Raw genomic sequence first — 15,909 nt, 5'->3', positions numbered from 1 at the left:
ACTATTTTCGATGGACAAGATATAGACTGTTATTTACTTTTGATATTTTAACTTTGTCCTCAGTGCCAAGTATTTTATTGATCGATGTAGCTCTTCTGAGGACAAGATCAGTAGTTATGTTTCTCCACTTAGGAGGTAAAGGTTGAAGACGTGAAATATTATTAAGCCAATTCAAGGAGCCGTGCGACTTTAAAGAGTGGAGGTGAGTGATAATTAATTCAGACATTTGTTTTGTGGAAGACTCAGAAGTAAACCATCTTTTCTTAATTTCAGATTGGCGGCTAGAAAAATGATCAGAGAGATTTGCTGAGGTGAGATTTTTGAAATCTGTAATTGTATGACATTTAGGTAGAACTTTAGAACTAAAGGCCTTTGATTTTGCCGTCACAGGTAGCTCAAAACTTGGCTTGTTAGCCAAAGCAGCTTGTAAACCAGTAGTACAACCAGTTGTTATAACAGCATCTGCTGAATGGATCCAAGGTTCTACAGGTCCTTGATATAAAGTATGTATTCTAGAATTTAAACGAAAATTTTCATGCCAGTAAATTGGGTCGTGAACTGGGTGTGGTCTTACTACAACGTTAAAATTATTTTTAGACAATTTAAGAAGAAAATCCCGGACTTTTGTGCGTCTCTGTACATGCTCGCTAACAATATTATCCCATTCTCGTTCAGCTCTAGCTTGTGATTTAGCATCAGCAGCAAATTGATTAGTTGGTGGAACATAGGTTTTATCATATTGATCGACCATCAGATTGTCATTAAACAATATGAATGAACCGAATAAGGATTTTATGGCAGCTATATCTTCCTGATATATTTGTCTTCCAATATGATTTAGGAGATCGTACCTATGACTCCCTGTGATGACTATTTTTGAAGATAACCCTGATTTTCTGCTAGCAAAAAAGTTTGCATCATCCTCTCCCCAGGCCAAATACTTGTCAATATAACTAATTGAATTTGGATCAAGCCTAATATCCAAAGCCTCAGGGGTTTCATCAAGATCATTAACACCTTCTTCATCATTAATAAAAACAATGCCGTCATTAAGTTTGCAGGGCTTTATTCTAGCATTATACATTATAGTACTCATGCTTTTATCTAGCAAAAATACGCTTTTAGTATTTTTTAGAATTGATGAAAAGTATTTATCATAACCAATTAATACAGCACAATCTCCTTTAGTTTTGGAGACGATACGCATTGCTAACAATAACTTGGAGTCAAATTCTCGGTGCTGAATTTCACATGGAAAACAAACTAATTTCATGCTATCAATAAAATAAGGAGGGTGAACTTTAAAGTAGAACGCTTTAAGTAATTATCATAAATCATGTTCGTGAAGCGCTGTCAAGGCAGAGACATATATTTGTTTCCTTCTCCTTTGGTGGTAGCAGGTATAAGGCCAAACGATCCTTAAACTGCAGACACGATCAGCTAAATGATGTATTAGTTTTTCCTGAGCCTCCCCAGCAGTTTACAAGGAAACAAGCGCACAATAAATATGTAGTCATTTCAAAAATCACAAGAAGAAGCAAATATAACAGAAGAAAATAAATAAAACAGAATAATATGAGATAAAAAGTGCAGAGAAGAGGAGTCATGGTCAAAAGTTTGTTACCAAGACAGATTATTTACGATTTATATTTTAAATAATATCCATATCTGGTCATCATGACCAACTAATATTGGTTGTTGAATTTTAAATCATGATAGTATAGAATGTAAATAATATCAGACAGAAAATTAAATGAACATTTCAACAATAAAAAATATCAATAATCTGGAAAAGCTTCGAGGAGAGCAAAATACATTGATTCTTAACTTTGGATTCGGAAAATGTGGCTCCACAAGTCTTCAATCGATGGTCCTTCCTTTTTTACCATTGAAAAATTATACCTACGAAGGTAGGCACTATAAGCTATTGGTAGACTCGTCACTAAATATTATCAATTTTAAGCCGATTGAGATAAAACAGACACTTTTTAACCATATCTACGAACCGGATATACTTGTTGAAAAAATAAGTCAGTTATTTAATGGTAAAACGAATCATATCGCTTGTCTGTCCAATGAATTATTACCAACAAGCCCTGAGCAAGTGTCAAAATTAATTCATTTAGTGAAAAAATCATGTAGTGGGCTTAAACTTATATATCTTTTCTCAATAAGAGATATTATACCTATGGTTATAAGCGGATACTCTCATGGATGCCTTCAACATCTAGAAGTTGAAGGTTATGCTTATTCGATCAACGAAGTAATTTTTGAGACATTCAAGGATGCTTATAAAGAAGGATATTCAATAGAATCATTATTTACAGCTGGAGGTAAAAGACCGATCATAATTGAGAACTATTATCTTGCAAAAATTATTGAAGAGCTCAATACTAGTATATCAGATACATTCATCATAAACGTTAATAGCTTATTCAAAAATCAGCAGATTTGGTTTGAGCTATTGCTTAATATAACTAAAAGCTTTGATGATTCATATAGTATTGCAAGGCAATGGGTAGAATCATTAGAAAAACTCGGTCCAGTCAACAGGAAAACTATTGTTGCAAAATCTAAGATAGAAGAGAGCAAAAGAACTCTTAACCTGATAAACTCCCAAAGATTGAGGCAAGTGGATATACTAAATAAAGAAAAATATAGCAAATTAGGGCACTATTGGGACTGAGACAGCTTGATACCTGGAGATATATTTTTATTTGACTCTTATAAACTTTTAATTCTGACAATCGGATGATCATGCGAGTAGTAAATTTTTATAGAGGTTCTAATTTGTGTTTATTCAGGAAGGATAATAGTCTAATTAAGTTATTCCACTCACTCTCATCAGACAAAAAGTATGATTCAAGATTCATGAAATACTCGGGAAGGCGATACGAATCATTACTAATACCAAAAACGTACTTTAACGATTCATTAGAGCGAACAAACATATCCTTGTCACTAGAAAAGTCAAATCCTAATGAATAACGCGATTTCCATAAAATTTCATGCTTTGATTTCATCCTTCGAAACATAGGATTAATGATGAAATTCAAGGCTATCTCATTACTCTTATGTGACAAGCCAGGATGATGCTTATTTATATATGAAGCAATTATGTTGACAAAATCCTTGAAAATACCATTATCTTGAAGATACCTTACTTCCTCTGAGAAGTTAAGTATATACCTTTGAATGGCTTTACTCTTATCGTATGACCTTAAAGGTGGTTCATAACCCAATACTCTAAATATTTTATCACAAAAAACAACAGGACCATTAATAAAGCAGCCTGAGCGAAAAACAATCTCAGCCAACTTATTACCAGGCATCAGACTCTTATTCTTTTCCATGTGAGACCATAAGTCTAGAAGCATTGAAGTCTTATGAAGTTGGTAATATGTACAAACAATTGGAGACATCGCTGATTTCAAATGCAGTAAAAGATTATCTTGACTTTTTATCCCAAATTTTCTATATTCTGATGATTCTTCAATATCAAAACCATTTTTACATTCTTTTAAACTTAAATCTCTCGCAACAACTGTTTGAGCATTTGACTTCACAGCTTCTGCAACAAGATATTTAATATTTTTCCATATTATAAAATCATCATCTGGGCACATAATAGTGAAAGTTGTTTTAATAGCCTTTAATGCAGAAACAATCTTTGTGTAATAATCAATATTATTCATATGAAAATATAATATATTACCCTTATGGCCCGAGCCAGAATTTAATCTATCAACTTCTAATTCAAAAGAAGTATTCGAGCTATCAGCGATTACAATCTGACATCCAGATTGCTCTAACCAAACAAGATTTCTCATCAACAATCCATGACGATTGTGAGTCGGAATAAATATAGTTACAAATTCATGCATTAGCTACACAGAGGGTACTGCTATATTAACATAAAGTATTATAGAATAATTAATCAGTCAGCAGAAGATCAAATGAATTGACGAATTCCGAATAATAAATCCATACTAAAATACAAGATTATAATTAAATTCCGAAAACTATGCAATATAAACTGCAGAATCATACGCAATCACGACACACGACGTAAGTAGCCATCAGGAGCAACACTAATTAGCAACTTGCTATCGATGCTTCTATCAATTTCAAATTCATCGTGAAACTTTAACCATTCACGAACAGCTGTTTTAGGGTTATTCCCAACATCCCAAGGGCGATCTGGGAACGATCCGCTTGGCAAATCTTCAATCACAGTATCAAAAACGATACAATAACTATCTACAGATACCAAATCAGCATAAGCATTCAGCTCAGCAAGCACATGCTGATGGGTATGATTAGAATCCAAAGCTATTAGTACCCGATCGAATCTCTGGGCATGACTACGAACCTGTTGAATAATCTCAGGATCAATTGATGATCCCTCAATCAGCTCCATCTTGAAGCGCAGGGGATGTTCATCAAGAGCCTTGCGGTTGTGTGGCCGAATATCAATGTCCACTCCTACAACTTTCCGAGGAGATTGCCTAGGATCTAGCCCATCCATAACATCCAAAAGGCAAAGCATTGAAGCAGAAAGGACAAGTGAGCCGCCATGCGCAATTCCAGTTTCAACAATAAGATCAGGGGAGACCTGAGAAATCAGCTCTTGAAATTGAACTATATCTTGAGGATATTGAATTAAAGGTCTCCCAAGGCATTCAAAATGATATGAATATCCATAACCATTAGCCAATGAAAACCATTTACTTGTAACAGCAGAAAGATCTTTGTCCACTCCCTGTGCATGGATTTGGTCTATACAGTTTTTCTTAAATTCAGAATATTTCATTCTCTTTCAGTGATGTCAATTCTAACCTCGTATTCTACGCCATTGTCTAAAAATCTGCATGCCGGGTATCCCTGAAAGGTTCTCGCTCTCAAAACATTAAACAACTGTCTAGGAGTTGTGGGCTGATCCAAAGCGATGATGGATGCGGGTTCAAGTTCAGATGAAAAATGAAAAGAGCCTTTTGATAAATCTTGCTTCTTCCTAGGAAACCTTAACTGTCGAAGGAGCGGATAAGTATCAAAAACCAATTCTTTCATCCCTGCGATTGCCTTGAAATAAAGAGTTTCACCCGTATCCTCCCAAGTATAATTAATTTTTTTTTGTGAAATAATGTCTCCACAATCAATGCCTTCTTCAACCGTATGAATACTTACTCCAAAGGTGCATTCTTCTACAAGCGCCCAAAAATTATAATTTTTTCCTCGATTAAACGGAAGGAAACTTGGATGAGTATTGACGAACCCATGCCTAGCAGAGTTTATAATAGAAGGGCTTATAATACTTGGCCACCACAGCAACAAACCAATATCGCACAAAGTTTCTTCTACATTGAAAGACCGCAAATATGAAATATCATCCTGGAATACATGCGAAGAAACACCATTATTCTTCGCTAGGTCAAAAATCTGATTTTGAGAAGTAGTGACTACCATAGTCAAATCTGACTTGTAATTGTCGATCAACCACTGTGTACAGCAAAACCCAACTTCAGCGTCTGCAAACACAACTATCGATGGAGACATGAGCACTATAAATAAGGTCTTTGACTAATTATGTCGTTCGATCCACGATCTAACAATAGAAGAAACAAAGCTTGAATCCTTACGACAAAGTTCATGGTGTGAAGGGAGATTCAGAGCACGTAAATGAATCGATTCAGAGAGATAGTTCTTTTCAAAAGCTTTTCGCCCACCTACTGATGTTGAGCTCAAAGGCCAAAAGAATACTCTAGCATCAACTCCTTTACTTTTTAGTGCTTCAATCAACTCATCACGCTTTAACGAAATCCCATCATTAACAACAAACGTAGGCATCCAATAACTGTTGGTACAGCCCTTAGGCTCAGGATTCATGCGAATTGGAAGCCCACTCAAATATTTATAGTAATTTAAAAAGATAGCCCTTTTCAAGTCAGTGAGCAACTGAATTCGCTCTATTTGAGCACATCCAATTGCAGCTTGAATATTGCTCATTTTATACTTAAACCCAACCATGTCAGGCCAAAATTGTTTGAGCTGCCCACGCATCCGACCATGATTGGAGAGCGTTAGTACATACTCATAGAGGTCGGGATCATTAGTTACAAACATGCCACCCTCGCCAGTTGTAATTGTTTTTGTTCCATGGAAGGAGAAGGCGCCAAATCGACCCATGCTTCCAGCACCCTTACCATAATAAATTGAACCAATAGCTTCTGCCGCATCTTCAATCACGGGAATACCATGGTGCTCTCCGATGGCAAGCAACTTGTCCATCTCGCAAAGGTTTCCATAGAGATGAACAGCAACAATTGCCTTTGTTTTAGAGGTGATTGCAGCTTCAACTTGCTCTGGATCCACACACCAGCTATCAGGCAAAATATCCACAAATACAGGTGTTGCGCCCAAATGCACAATTGGCGAAGCTGTGGCTATCCAATTTGTGTCGGCCATGATGACTTCATCACCTGGACCAATACCCAAGGCATGCATGCCCATATGCAGCGCACCAGTACAGCTACTGGTAGCTATGGCATACTTGACGCCTAAATACTGCTTAAAAGCATTTTCAAAGCGATATATATAATCATAACAATGATCTCCCCAACCATTTCTAGCCGCATCAGTCGCATACTCAACCTCAAGCTCCGTAATCGAAGGCTTGGTGTATGGAATCTTACGCACGTGACGTGTCATATCAGCATCACAATTACTCAATCACCTTGAGGCAAGGTATTGCCGTTAGCAATTTGTAGTCGGGCATTTCTTCGCTAAGCTCAGTTATAAGATTCCAAGGAAGCACTAGAACTAAGTCTGGCTGACAATCATTCAACATTTGAGGGGTGATCACAGGGATATGGCTCCCAGGCAAATATTTTCCTTGCTTACTGAGCGCCCGGTCAGCCACCATAGGCAGCAAATCAGAACAAACACCTACATAATTTAGCAATGTATTTCCCTTGGCCGCAGCACCATAACCTATAACACGCGCGCCATCTTTCTTAGCGGCCAATAAAAAATCTAATAAGTCAAATTTTGCTGCTTCTGCACGCTTCTGAAAGCCAGCGTAGGCTTCACAGGTTTCAAGGCCAGCAGCGTCTTCAAGCGCTATCACTTCGGCAACCGAATCGGCTACATCCACCTGCCCTTGATGGGCTAACCAGATGCGCAAACTGCCGCCATGGGTTTGAAGCTGCTCAACATCAACCACCTGCAATCCAACGGCTTGGACAATCCGCTGAACAGCCTTCAGACTGATATAGCTGTAATGTTCGTGATAAATAGTATCAAACTGATTACCTTGGAGCAAATTCAGCAAGTGGGGAAATTCAACAGAGGCCTGGCCATCAGGCTTCAACAAACACCCAATACCCGCGACAAAATCATTGATATCGGGAACATGCGCCAACACATTATTAGCAACAACCAGATCCGCCTTTGCTAGCTTCTCTGCCAAAGCAATTCCAAAAAACTCTTCGATGGTTTCGATCCCTTTGGCTCGAGCAGCCTCAGCAGTAGCATGGGTTGGCTCAATTCCTAAACAGGAAATACCCTGCTGCTTTACATACTGAAGGAGATAGCCGTCATTAGATGCAAGCTCCACAACAATGCTCTTTTCATCTAATCCCAAGCGATCAATTGCCTGAGATACAAACGCTTTGGCATGGGCACACCAACTACTAGATGTACTGGACAAATAAGCATAATCAGATGTGAATAATTGATCAGCTGCAGCGTGAGCTGGCAATTGCATCAACCAGCAGTTGGTGCAAACAAAAACCTTCAGGGGATAGGTGATCTCAGGCAGAGTCAGCTGATCCGCAGTGAGATAAGCATTACTGGGGGGTTGATGGCCCAGATCAATCACCTCATGAGCGAGAGGGGAACCGCAATGGCGACAGCAATGACTCATGGTTTCAACTCCAGGCGAGGCAACAACTGATCTCGCTCGCTAAGGGCAGACACAGGCTTTGGCCAATCAATCGCCAATGTTTCATCATCCCATCGAATCCCACCTTCAGCCTCAGGAATCCAGGCGCCTGAGTGCAAGTACAACAGTTCACTAGAGGGTTCCAAAACCTGAAAACCATGGCCACAGCCCTCAGGGATCAGCAGGGCATTGCCCTGCTCTGGGCTCAGCTCCACTGCATGCCAGCGTCCGAAGGTGAAGGAGGACTCGCGCAAATCAACCACGACATCCCAAACACGGCCGCGCAAAGCTCTCACTAGCTTGGCCTCTGCATGGGGAAAGGCCTGCAAATGCAAGCCACGCACGGTGCCCACCGCTTCCGTGCAACTTAAATTCACCTGGGCAATCGGTCGATCTCGCCACACCTGTTGAAACAGCGGGTCCTGAAGCCGAAACGCATTCAAAAAAGCGCCACGGTGATCCTGGAAAGGTTGGGACCGAAGCTCCCATACACCCTCCAGGGGTGTGCTGAACAATTCAGCGGCCACAACCCATAGCCTCTTGATAGGCCTTGAGGTCCTCCAGACAGCAATCCAGGGGATTCTGCCCCTGGGCCACACGGCGATACCAGTTCACACTGCGCTCCACCGTTTTCTGAAAAGGCCAGCATGGGCGCCACCCCAGTTCGTGATAAGCGGAATCAATCTGCAAGTGCAAGCGCCCAGCCTCATGGGGTGCCTCAGGATCTGAACGATCAACCCATTCGCCGGGCCAGTACTGAAACACCGCCTCCAGCAACTGGCTCACACTGCGATTGGCCTCCAGCAATGGTCCGAAATTGAAGGCATTGGAGAGATCGGATGGGTTCTCACTCAACCTCTGGGCCAACAACAAATACCCACCGAGTGGCTCCAACACGTGCTGCCATGGCCTGGTGGCCTCAGGTGAACGCACAATCACGGGCTCACCAGCGGCAACAGCGCGCATAGCATCGGGTAGCAAACGGTCCGCAGCCCAGTCGCCACCCCCGATCACATTGCCTGCTCGCGCTGTGGAAATAGCCAGATGGCTCGTCTGATGAGCAGCCAAGCCACAGAAACTGGCTCGCCAACTAGCAATTGCTAATTCAGCAGCAGCCTTACTAGCGCTGTATGGGTCCAGTCCACCCAATCGATCCATTTCCCGGTATCCGTGATCCCACTCCCGGTTCTCATAAACTTTGTCAGTGGTAACCATCACCACAGAACAGGGATGCCGCAGCGGCTTTATCGCCTCCAAAAGATGCAGGCAACCCTGCACATTGGTAGACCAAGTGAGCAACGGCTGGTGATAACTTAGGCGCACCAGTGGTTGGGCCGCCAGATGCAGAACCACCTGCGGCCTGGATTCAGAAACAAGCTGCTGCAAGGCAGGAAGGTCGTGGAGATCACCAATCCGATGATGCAAAGAACCGGGGAACTGACCGAAGCTGGGCTTGTCAAGCACCAGGGTCTGAAACAAATTAGGAGCTCCCTCCGGCTCTAAGGAGTAACCCCAAACCTCGGCCCCTAAAGAGAGCAGCCAGAGTGTGAGCCAACTACCTTTGAAACCCGTATGTCCCGTCAACAGCACACGGCAACCTCGCCAAAAATCCTTACTAAGCATCACCACACTTTCCAGGGGGCTTGACCCGTCTCCCAGAGCGTTTCTAAACGTACTTTGTCGCGCAGGGTATCCATCGGCTGCCAAAAGCCCTGGTGTTTATATGCAGTGAGCTCACCAGCTGCTGCCAAACGGGGTAACACATCCGCCTCAAAGCTAGTTTTATCGCCTTCAATCCAGTTGATGACATCAGGCTGGAGCACAAAAAATCCGCCATTGATCCAAGCGTTATCGCCATCAGGCTTTTCTTGAAATTGCCGCACAATATCATCGTCAAGATTCAAAGCGCCGTAGCGGCCAGGTGGCTGAACTGCGGTGAGGGTTGCCAATTTTCCTAAACGCCTATGATGATCAATGCTGGCGTGAATATCAACATCAGCAACGCCATCACCATAAGTAAAACAAAAAGAATCTTCACCGAGATAATCGCGAACCCGACCTAGGCGCCCACCAGTCATCGACTCTTCACCAGTATCTACCAAAGTAACCTTCCACGGTTCATTCTTACGGTGATGCACCTCCATGCGATTATCCTCATCCAAATGGAAGGTGACATCACAAGTATACATAAAATAATTTGCAAAAAATTCCTTAATTAAATACCCCTTATAGCCACAGCAAATTATAAATTCATCAATTCCAAAACTGCTATAAATCTTGAGAATATGCCAAAGAATCGGTTTTCCACCCACCTCCACCATTGGCTTAGGTTTTAAGTGAGTTTCTTCACTTAACCTTGTACCCAACCCTCCGGCAAGAATGACAGCTTTCAAATTAAATCGACCAAGGCAAAAGTGGTATTTTATCATCTGCCTAAAACGTTGATCCGTCAAGTCCTCCATTGGGAACTCAGTGAGCTATAGGAATTTGAAATCAGTCCTCAGCAATGAATGATGTAACCCTGAGCTCACTTACAAATAAATATCAAAATCCTTTTTGACTTACTAGGTAACCGCAACTGCACCTTTCATTCTCGATGATGAACTTCCCTGCGCCAATCAAGCTGACTGGAGCTCGAGCAGCGGTACAAAGAATCGGGCAACCACTGTCGCAGGGGAGCAAGATGAATTGTTGTGGCCTCCAGACCAGTGACCCCGATCCGGCTGGTTCACCATGCCCCCGGTGCTCCCGGGCTGCGCTTGCTCGGTCTCGGACCAGATCTTCGCCCCAGCCGGGCGCTAATCAAGTTGCAGCGACTGTTCGATCGCCATGCTTTCTGGGCCCGCGGCCGCAGCTTTGCCCAGCTGCGGCACCTGCTGGCCGGCAGCAATGCTGTAGTGAGCCTATGGAGGGGCAAGCGGCTAGTGGGCTTCGGGCGGGCCACCTCCGATGGTTTCAGCCGTGCCGTGCTCTGGGACATTGTGGTAGCTGGAGATCTCCAGGGCCATGGATTGGGCCGCCGGGTGATCGAAGAACTGCTGCATTCTCCGCCCGTGGTGGGCGTTGAACGGGTCTACCTAATGACTACCTACAGCGCCGACTTCTACCGGCAACTGGGCTTCCAGGATGCGAATCCCCAACAGTTAATGGTGCTGCGCCGCTAATGCATTTCAATCCTGTCAGGACCGGTATGGTCCGGATTCATCAGATCAGCCGATGCACTGGAGCGCGTCCCACTCAGTCCCCTAACGGCGCAACAGGCCAATCTGTTCGGCGCCCGAGACGGCAATCTAGACAAGCAACTGGCATACCTTTGCCAGCGTGCAGAGCAGTTATGGCATCACCTGGCACTGGATCTAAGGCTAGGCCTTAGACGCGAGTAACAACAGATCTGGCAAGGGCATCCCGAAGGCCACGCACAACAGCCACCATCGCCAGCTCGTCGTTGAGACGGTTTACAGCAGAACCCACACCCACACCGGAGGCCCCTGCGGCAATCGCCATCGGCAAGGTGACTGCAGACAGACCTGAGGCGCACAGCACCGGGACATCCACGACGCGACTGATGCTGTGGGCTGCAGCCAGGGTGGGAGCGGCTTTCTCAATCAGGCCAAGGCTGCCGGCGCTGAACGGCTTGGCGCTCGTACCGCCCTCTGTCTGGATCAGATCGGCACCAGCGGCCACCAGATCGATCGCCAGCTGCTCCTGCTGATCCATCCGCAGCACATGGGGAACAGTGACGCTCAGCACGATCTCGGGCAGCAACGCACGGGTCTGGCGGGTAAGCGCAAGCACTTCCTCGGCGCCGAAGACTCGACCCTGGGGATAAAAGGCGTCGTAATTGCCAATTTCCACCATCACCGCGCCAGCAGCAATTGCTGCTGGGAAGAGCTCAGGCTCCACCGACGACACACACACCGGCACGCCGCCGGATTCGTTGATGGCCAAGGCCACCAGCTCAGGATCACAGGCCACATCAATCAGATCAGCACCGCCATGGCCTGCAGCCCGAGCCACCCGAGCCACGCTGGCGGCATCAAAATTCATCAGACCAGCAATCACCTTCAGGGTGCTGCGCTGTTCCAAGCTGCGGCATAAAGCGACGGGCAGCTGCTGAAGACGGGTCATCGAAGCGCGTTCAGATGACTTGATTCTCACACCGGGCAACGCGCACCCCAAGAGAGAATCAAAACAATTTCCAGAATCTCCGTGCCGGCGGAACACCCCTGGACCCAATGGCACGATCGATTGCATCGGACCCTGCTCAGATCGCCTGAGTTGCTGCCGGATGGAGCGCCGCTGTTGCTGGCTGTCTCCGGCGGGCAGGACTCCACGGCGCTTCTCGCGCTGTTGATTGATTTATCGCGTCTGCACCATTGGAATGTGATGGTGTGGCATGGCGATCACGGCTGGCATGCCCGCTCCGCTGCCATCGCCTCTGAGCTGGGGAGATGGTGTGAGGCCAACTCCATCCGGATGCACGTGGAACGGGCAGATCCTGAAGCCGTGAGCTGCGAGGCAAGCGCCCGAAACTGGCGTTACGACGCTTTGGAACGGTTAGCTCATCAGGAGCAGCGAGATGTGGTGAGCGGCCACACCGCCAGCGATCGGGCAGAAACCCTATTGCTGCATCTGGCGCGCGGTACTGATCTCAAAGGACTCAGCAGCCTGAGGCCAGCCCGGCCCCTACGGCAGAACGTCCCTGAGGGCCCATGGCTGCGCCGGCCACTGCTGAGTTTCAGCCGCGCCGAAACCCTGAGCATCTGCACAGAGCTGAACGTGCCGATCTGGCTGGATCCCAGTAACGACGATCGAAGCCTGGCTCGCAATTGCATCCGCCATGACGTGGTGCCCGTGCTGGAAAAGCTCCATCCAGGTAGCAGTCTGCGCATGGCTGGACTGGCAGAGCGACTGTCCCATGTGCGGGACATACAGGCAGAGCTCGCCGAACTGGTGCTCCAACAACTCGAGTGCGACGGAGTGCTCCAACGCCGCCAGATCGGCGCCTTAAGCAGTAAGACACGCCGAGTGCTGCTGGCTCTCTGGCTGGAGCAGCAAGGAGTGCCTCCACTCGATGCCATGCAGTTGGAGCAACTCAGCGGTCGACTGGAACTTGGAGAGCCAGGGGGACAGAGCGACCTCCCTGGCGGCTGGCGACTTAGCTGGCAGGGCGATGCCCTGACGCTGCAGCCACCCGCAGAAGAGCATTGACCGTCGCGGCCACCAAACCAGCACCACCACGGCTGCCCTCAAGCCGGATCTGATTCAGCGCGCTGGCCGCCAATCGCCGCTTGCTTTCAGCAACACCAACAAAACCCACCGGCATGCCGATCACCAAGCTTGGAACCGATCCACCAAGCGCCACCTGATCCAGCAGCACCTCAAGCGCAGTGGGAGCACTACCGATCAACACCAGTGGCGTGGGCACCGTGGTGGCCAGTTCTGCCCAGGCACGGGACATCCCCAGAGCAGAACGGGTGGTCCCTGGCGGAGCCTGGGTCGGAGCCCAGTCCAACAGGCAATGGACATCCGTTCCAAGGGTGCGGGAGGCCATGGGCGCAACTGCTGCTGCGGCCATCGCCGTATCGGTGACGATCGCGGCACCTTGCTGAAGCGCTGTGACGCCACGGTCACAAGCCCGATCACTGAACTGCAGCAATGAGGCCAGTGAGGGATCGCCACTGCTGTGCACGATCCGTTCCAGCACCTGTTGCTGAAGCGGATCCAGGCCGGTCTCTCCCAGCAATGCCCGAATCCGACGGATGCTTTCCGTGAAGATTGGATGATCCGTCGCCATGACTGACATCATCAACGATGTGAGCGCGATCACAGGCAATCGAGCGCAACATCACCGCCCCAGCCAGACGAGATCACTGAACAGATGATCGAAAACGTGGAGGGTTGATTCACGACCCAAGAGGTCACAACCTCCACTCAAAATCATGGCCTTCCAACTCTCAAAGAAGCTCCGCAAATCAAACAGAATCAGCGCGAAACAGGACACAATTGTCTCAAACAGCAGCGACGAAGAATCATCAATGCTGATGCTTAATGGCAACATCGGAACCGATCAAAAAATCGATGTTGTCAGCAAAAATATCGGCGAACGTTTTAACTTTGATCAGTCCCCTGTAGCAATCCTTCAGCAGACCACTGATTTCGAAATCCAGAAGGTCAAACCGGATTGGTTTGACCTGGGCAAAGACAGCCCACTCACAGAATTCAAACCACTCAAGACACGCAGAATCATCGATGCTTCCAGTGATGGCAGCCTCGCTGAAGTATTTGAAAACGGCGCACTCAAAATTAATCTTGACGCATCAAGGCGCAATCCCTTTCGGACGATCCAGGTTGGCCGTCATGACGAGATCAACATCCAGGGCGCCCCTGTGCAAGTGAGCATCACAGCAAAGGACCTCGAAACCGGCGACGTCATCGATCTGGGCACGCAATCAATCAATCGGGGCCAATCGTCCCTTCTGGTTGATCTCAAGGACAAGATCAATGCCGTCTCCGGTGGCAGCCTGCGAGATCGATACTCCGTTTCTGTCACCAAATTCACCGGCAGCGGACAACAACGCAACGTGATCGAATCATTCCAAGAAACCATCACGATGATCAAGCCAATGCAGTTCGGCAGCAATCATCTGGGCGATGAAACAAGCAACGATTTCACCTATCGGGATCTTGGATCTGCATTTGGATCGGCACGCATCTTCCAGGGCCGCGGTGGCACAGACACGCTTCATCTCGATGGTGTCGATAGCAGCGATGTGTCCTTCTTCAATGGAAGCCACAGCATCGATGCTCAGTCGGCATCTGAGCTTGGCAATCAGAGCTTTTACGGCGGCACCGTGTTCGATTCGCTTGGTTTAAGCAATGGCGACGAGCTGTATCTGCAGGGGGTGGAACGGTTGCAGTTCGATGACATCGCCATCGATCTCACACCCGATCAGGACGCCCGCAGCGACGACCAATGGAACACGCAGGTGATGGATGTCAATGGCGCTTGGCGCTTCAACACAGGCTCCGAAGACGTGGTTCTGGTGTCCCTGGACGCCGGATTCGATGCGAACGGCACCGGCAACCCAGATGTCCACGGAGATCTCGGTCATGTGACCTATCAAACCGCTGTCAACACCATGAATTCGCAGTCCGATCACGGCCATCAAGCGATGAGCGTAATGGCTGCCACCCATGACGACAGCGAAGTGGCCGGTGTTGCTCCCGATGCCGGGCTATGGGGATACAACGTTTATGCCGGTGGGGTCGAGCTGCAAGACGCCATCTCCGATGCGATCGCGAACCGCAACCCCGACCAAAAGCTGGTCTTCCAGGGAGGCGTACAAGGGGAGTCCTGGTGGACCAACGGCGGCACGGAAAACGAGATGAACGGCTTGTTCAACAGCAGCGGCGACTTCAGCTTCTTCTCCATTGCTGCTGGAAACGGTGGCGGAACGACGTTCCAGGATCCGAACTACCTCACCAGCGTTTCCGGAATTGCCAAAGCGAGCACCAGCTATGACCACATCGCCAGCGTCGGCGCCCTGCGCGCCACGGGCTTTGAATTTGAAAGCGGGCATCGCAATGCCACAGACACCGAACTGGCCAGCTACTCCAACCGCGGCGACAACCTGACGCTGGTCGCGCCAACCAACAGCGATTCGATCCTGAACAGTGGTGGCCTTGTTCGCAGCTTCGGTGGCACGTCCTGTGCAAATCCCAACCTGGCAGGCGTCGCTGCACTGGTGTGGAGTGAAAACGGGGCTCTCGATGGCGGTGAACTGCGTGAAATCATGATCGGCAGCGCCATGGATCTGGGACAAAGCGGTTTCGACACCACCCATGGTTTCGGACTGGTCAACGCTGAGGGGGCCATCCGTCGGGCACATGCCCTGGATCAGAACCAGGAACTGGCCTCCTTCTGGACCAACCAGGACTTCCTGGCCTGACCCAGCACGACCCTG

General features: G+C 47.3%; 15 protein-coding genes. 4 read left to right on the top strand and 11 right to left on the bottom strand.

Annotation, left to right across the window (positions count from 1 at the left end; translation table 11 throughout):
• Position 1: 1 nt before the first annotated feature.
• Positions 2-1,273, bottom strand: coding sequence for a surface carbohydrate biosynthesis protein (locus SYN9616_RS16635; RefSeq protein WP_071991465.1), 1,272 nt, complete (start codon positions 1,271-1,273; stop codon positions 2-4).
• A gap of 480 nt (positions 1,274-1,753) precedes the next feature.
• On the opposite strand from SYN9616_RS16635, the gene SYN9616_RS0112050 reads away from it, so the two are divergent.
• Positions 1,754-2,686 (top strand): hypothetical protein, encoded by a 933-nt coding sequence (locus SYN9616_RS0112050; RefSeq protein WP_028953315.1) that lies wholly within the window; start codon positions 1,754-1,756, stop codon positions 2,684-2,686.
• 88 nt (positions 2,687-2,774) lie between these two features.
• Here SYN9616_RS0112050 and SYN9616_RS16630 read toward each other — a convergent pair whose 3' ends face one another.
• The 8 genes from SYN9616_RS16630 to rfbF form a co-directional block, all read right to left on the bottom strand.
• Positions 2,775-3,884, bottom strand: coding sequence for a TIGR00180 family glycosyltransferase (locus SYN9616_RS16630; RefSeq protein WP_071991464.1), 1,110 nt, complete (start codon positions 3,882-3,884; stop codon positions 2,775-2,777).
• A gap of 170 nt (positions 3,885-4,054) precedes the next feature.
• Positions 4,055-4,813, bottom strand: coding sequence for a cephalosporin hydroxylase family protein (locus tag SYN9616_RS0112035; protein WP_028953312.1), 759 nt, complete (start codon positions 4,811-4,813; stop codon positions 4,055-4,057).
• Positions 4,810-5,556, bottom strand: coding sequence for a formyltransferase family protein (locus SYN9616_RS16180; protein WP_051411121.1), 747 nt, complete (start codon positions 5,554-5,556; stop codon positions 4,810-4,812). Before SYN9616_RS16180 ends, SYN9616_RS0112035 begins: the two co-directional genes overlap by 4 nt.
• A 24-nt stretch (positions 5,557-5,580) precedes the next feature.
• The gene (locus tag SYN9616_RS0112025) at positions 5,581-6,708 is read right to left on the bottom strand and encodes a DegT/DnrJ/EryC1/StrS aminotransferase family protein (protein WP_028953310.1); all 1,128 of its coding nucleotides are present in this window, start codon (positions 6,706-6,708) and stop codon (positions 5,581-5,583) included.
• A gap of 13 nt (positions 6,709-6,721) precedes the next feature.
• Positions 6,722-7,924 carry a class I SAM-dependent methyltransferase gene (locus SYN9616_RS0112020; protein ID WP_028953309.1) on the bottom strand — a complete coding sequence of 401 codons (1,203 nt, stop codon included), beginning with the start codon at positions 7,922-7,924 and terminating at the stop codon, positions 6,722-6,724.
• Entirely contained in the window at positions 7,921-8,469 is a 549-nt protein-coding gene (locus SYN9616_RS0112015; protein ID WP_028953308.1) for a dTDP-4-dehydrorhamnose 3,5-epimerase family protein, read from the bottom strand. Before SYN9616_RS0112015 ends, SYN9616_RS0112020 begins: the two co-directional genes overlap by 4 nt.
• The gene (gene rfbG, locus SYN9616_RS0112010; RefSeq protein WP_051411036.1) at positions 8,459-9,565 is read right to left on the bottom strand and encodes a CDP-glucose 4,6-dehydratase; all 1,107 of its coding nucleotides are present in this window, start codon (positions 9,563-9,565) and stop codon (positions 8,459-8,461) included. The genes SYN9616_RS0112015 and rfbG overlap by 11 nt, the downstream gene beginning before the upstream one ends.
• Positions 9,565-10,335, bottom strand: coding sequence for a glucose-1-phosphate cytidylyltransferase (gene rfbF, locus SYN9616_RS0112005; RefSeq protein ID WP_028953798.1), 771 nt, complete (start codon positions 10,333-10,335; stop codon positions 9,565-9,567). Before rfbF ends, rfbG begins: the two co-directional genes overlap by 1 nt.
• Before the next feature lie 315 nt (positions 10,336-10,650).
• Between rfbF and SYN9616_RS0112000 the strand changes: the two genes are divergently transcribed.
• The gene (locus SYN9616_RS0112000) at positions 10,651-11,106 is read left to right on the top strand and encodes a GNAT family N-acetyltransferase (RefSeq protein ID WP_028953306.1); all 456 of its coding nucleotides are present in this window, start codon (positions 10,651-10,653) and stop codon (positions 11,104-11,106) included.
• A gap of 205 nt (positions 11,107-11,311) precedes the next feature.
• On the opposite strand, the gene SYN9616_RS0111995 is transcribed toward SYN9616_RS0112000, so the two are convergent.
• Positions 11,312-12,070, bottom strand: a complete 759-nt coding sequence (locus tag SYN9616_RS0111995) for a DUF561 domain-containing protein (protein WP_028953305.1) — start codon at positions 12,068-12,070, stop codon at positions 11,312-11,314.
• An 81-nt stretch (positions 12,071-12,151) separates the two neighbouring features.
• Here SYN9616_RS0111995 and tilS point away from each other — a divergent pair, with 81 nt between their 5' ends.
• The gene (gene tilS, locus SYN9616_RS0111990; protein WP_051411035.1) at positions 12,152-13,153 is read left to right on the top strand and encodes a tRNA lysidine(34) synthetase TilS; all 1,002 of its coding nucleotides are present in this window, start codon (positions 12,152-12,154) and stop codon (positions 13,151-13,153) included.
• On the opposite strand, the gene SYN9616_RS0111985 is transcribed toward tilS, so the two are convergent.
• Positions 13,101-13,748, bottom strand: coding sequence for a precorrin-8X methylmutase (locus tag SYN9616_RS0111985; protein WP_037991532.1), 648 nt, complete (start codon positions 13,746-13,748; stop codon positions 13,101-13,103). The two genes, tilS and SYN9616_RS0111985, sit on opposite strands and share 53 nt — an antisense overlap.
• 232 nt (positions 13,749-13,980) lie before the next feature.
• On the opposite strand from SYN9616_RS0111985, the gene SYN9616_RS0111975 reads away from it, so the two are divergent.
• Positions 13,981-15,894 carry a S8 family serine peptidase gene (locus SYN9616_RS0111975; RefSeq protein ID WP_028953302.1) on the top strand — a complete coding sequence of 638 codons (1,914 nt, stop codon included), beginning with the start codon at positions 13,981-13,983 and terminating at the stop codon, positions 15,892-15,894.
• Positions 15,895-15,909 lie beyond the last annotated feature (15 nt).

The sequence above is a fragment of the Synechococcus sp. CC9616 genome, from assembly GCF_000515235.1.
Lineage (GTDB): Bacteria > Cyanobacteriota > Cyanobacteriia > PCC-6307 > Cyanobiaceae > Parasynechococcus.
This window is presented reverse-complemented; position numbering and strand designations above follow the sequence as displayed.

Coding starts and splice junctions, on each gene's coding strand:
- SYN9616_RS16635 (WP_071991465.1), bottom strand. CDS start 1,273: ATGAAATTAGTTTGTTTTCCATGTGAAATTCAGCACCGAGAATTTGAC.
- SYN9616_RS0112050 (WP_028953315.1), top strand. CDS start 1,754: ATGAACATTTCAACAATAAAAAATATCAATAATCTGGAAAAGCTTCGA.
- SYN9616_RS16630 (WP_071991464.1), bottom strand. CDS start 3,884: ATGCATGAATTTGTAACTATATTTATTCCGACTCACAATCGTCATGGA.
- SYN9616_RS0112035 (WP_028953312.1), bottom strand. CDS start 4,813: ATGAAATATTCTGAATTTAAGAAAAACTGTATAGACCAAATCCATGCA.
- SYN9616_RS16180 (WP_051411121.1), bottom strand. CDS start 5,556: ATGTCTCCATCGATAGTTGTGTTTGCAGACGCTGAAGTTGGGTTTTGC.
- SYN9616_RS0112025 (WP_028953310.1), bottom strand. CDS start 6,708: ATGACACGTCACGTGCGTAAGATTCCATACACCAAGCCTTCGATTACG.
- SYN9616_RS0112020 (WP_028953309.1), bottom strand. CDS start 7,924: ATGAGTCATTGCTGTCGCCATTGCGGTTCCCCTCTCGCTCATGAGGTG.
- rfbG (WP_051411036.1), bottom strand. CDS start 9,565: ATGCTTAGTAAGGATTTTTGGCGAGGTTGCCGTGTGCTGTTGACGGGA.
- SYN9616_RS0111995 (WP_028953305.1), bottom strand. CDS start 12,070: ATGACCCGTCTTCAGCAGCTGCCCGTCGCTTTATGCCGCAGCTTGGAA.
- SYN9616_RS0111985 (WP_037991532.1), bottom strand. CDS start 13,748: ATGTCAGTCATGGCGACGGATCATCCAATCTTCACGGAAAGCATCCGT.
- SYN9616_RS0111975 (WP_028953302.1), top strand. CDS start 13,981: ATGCTGATGCTTAATGGCAACATCGGAACCGATCAAAAAATCGATGTT.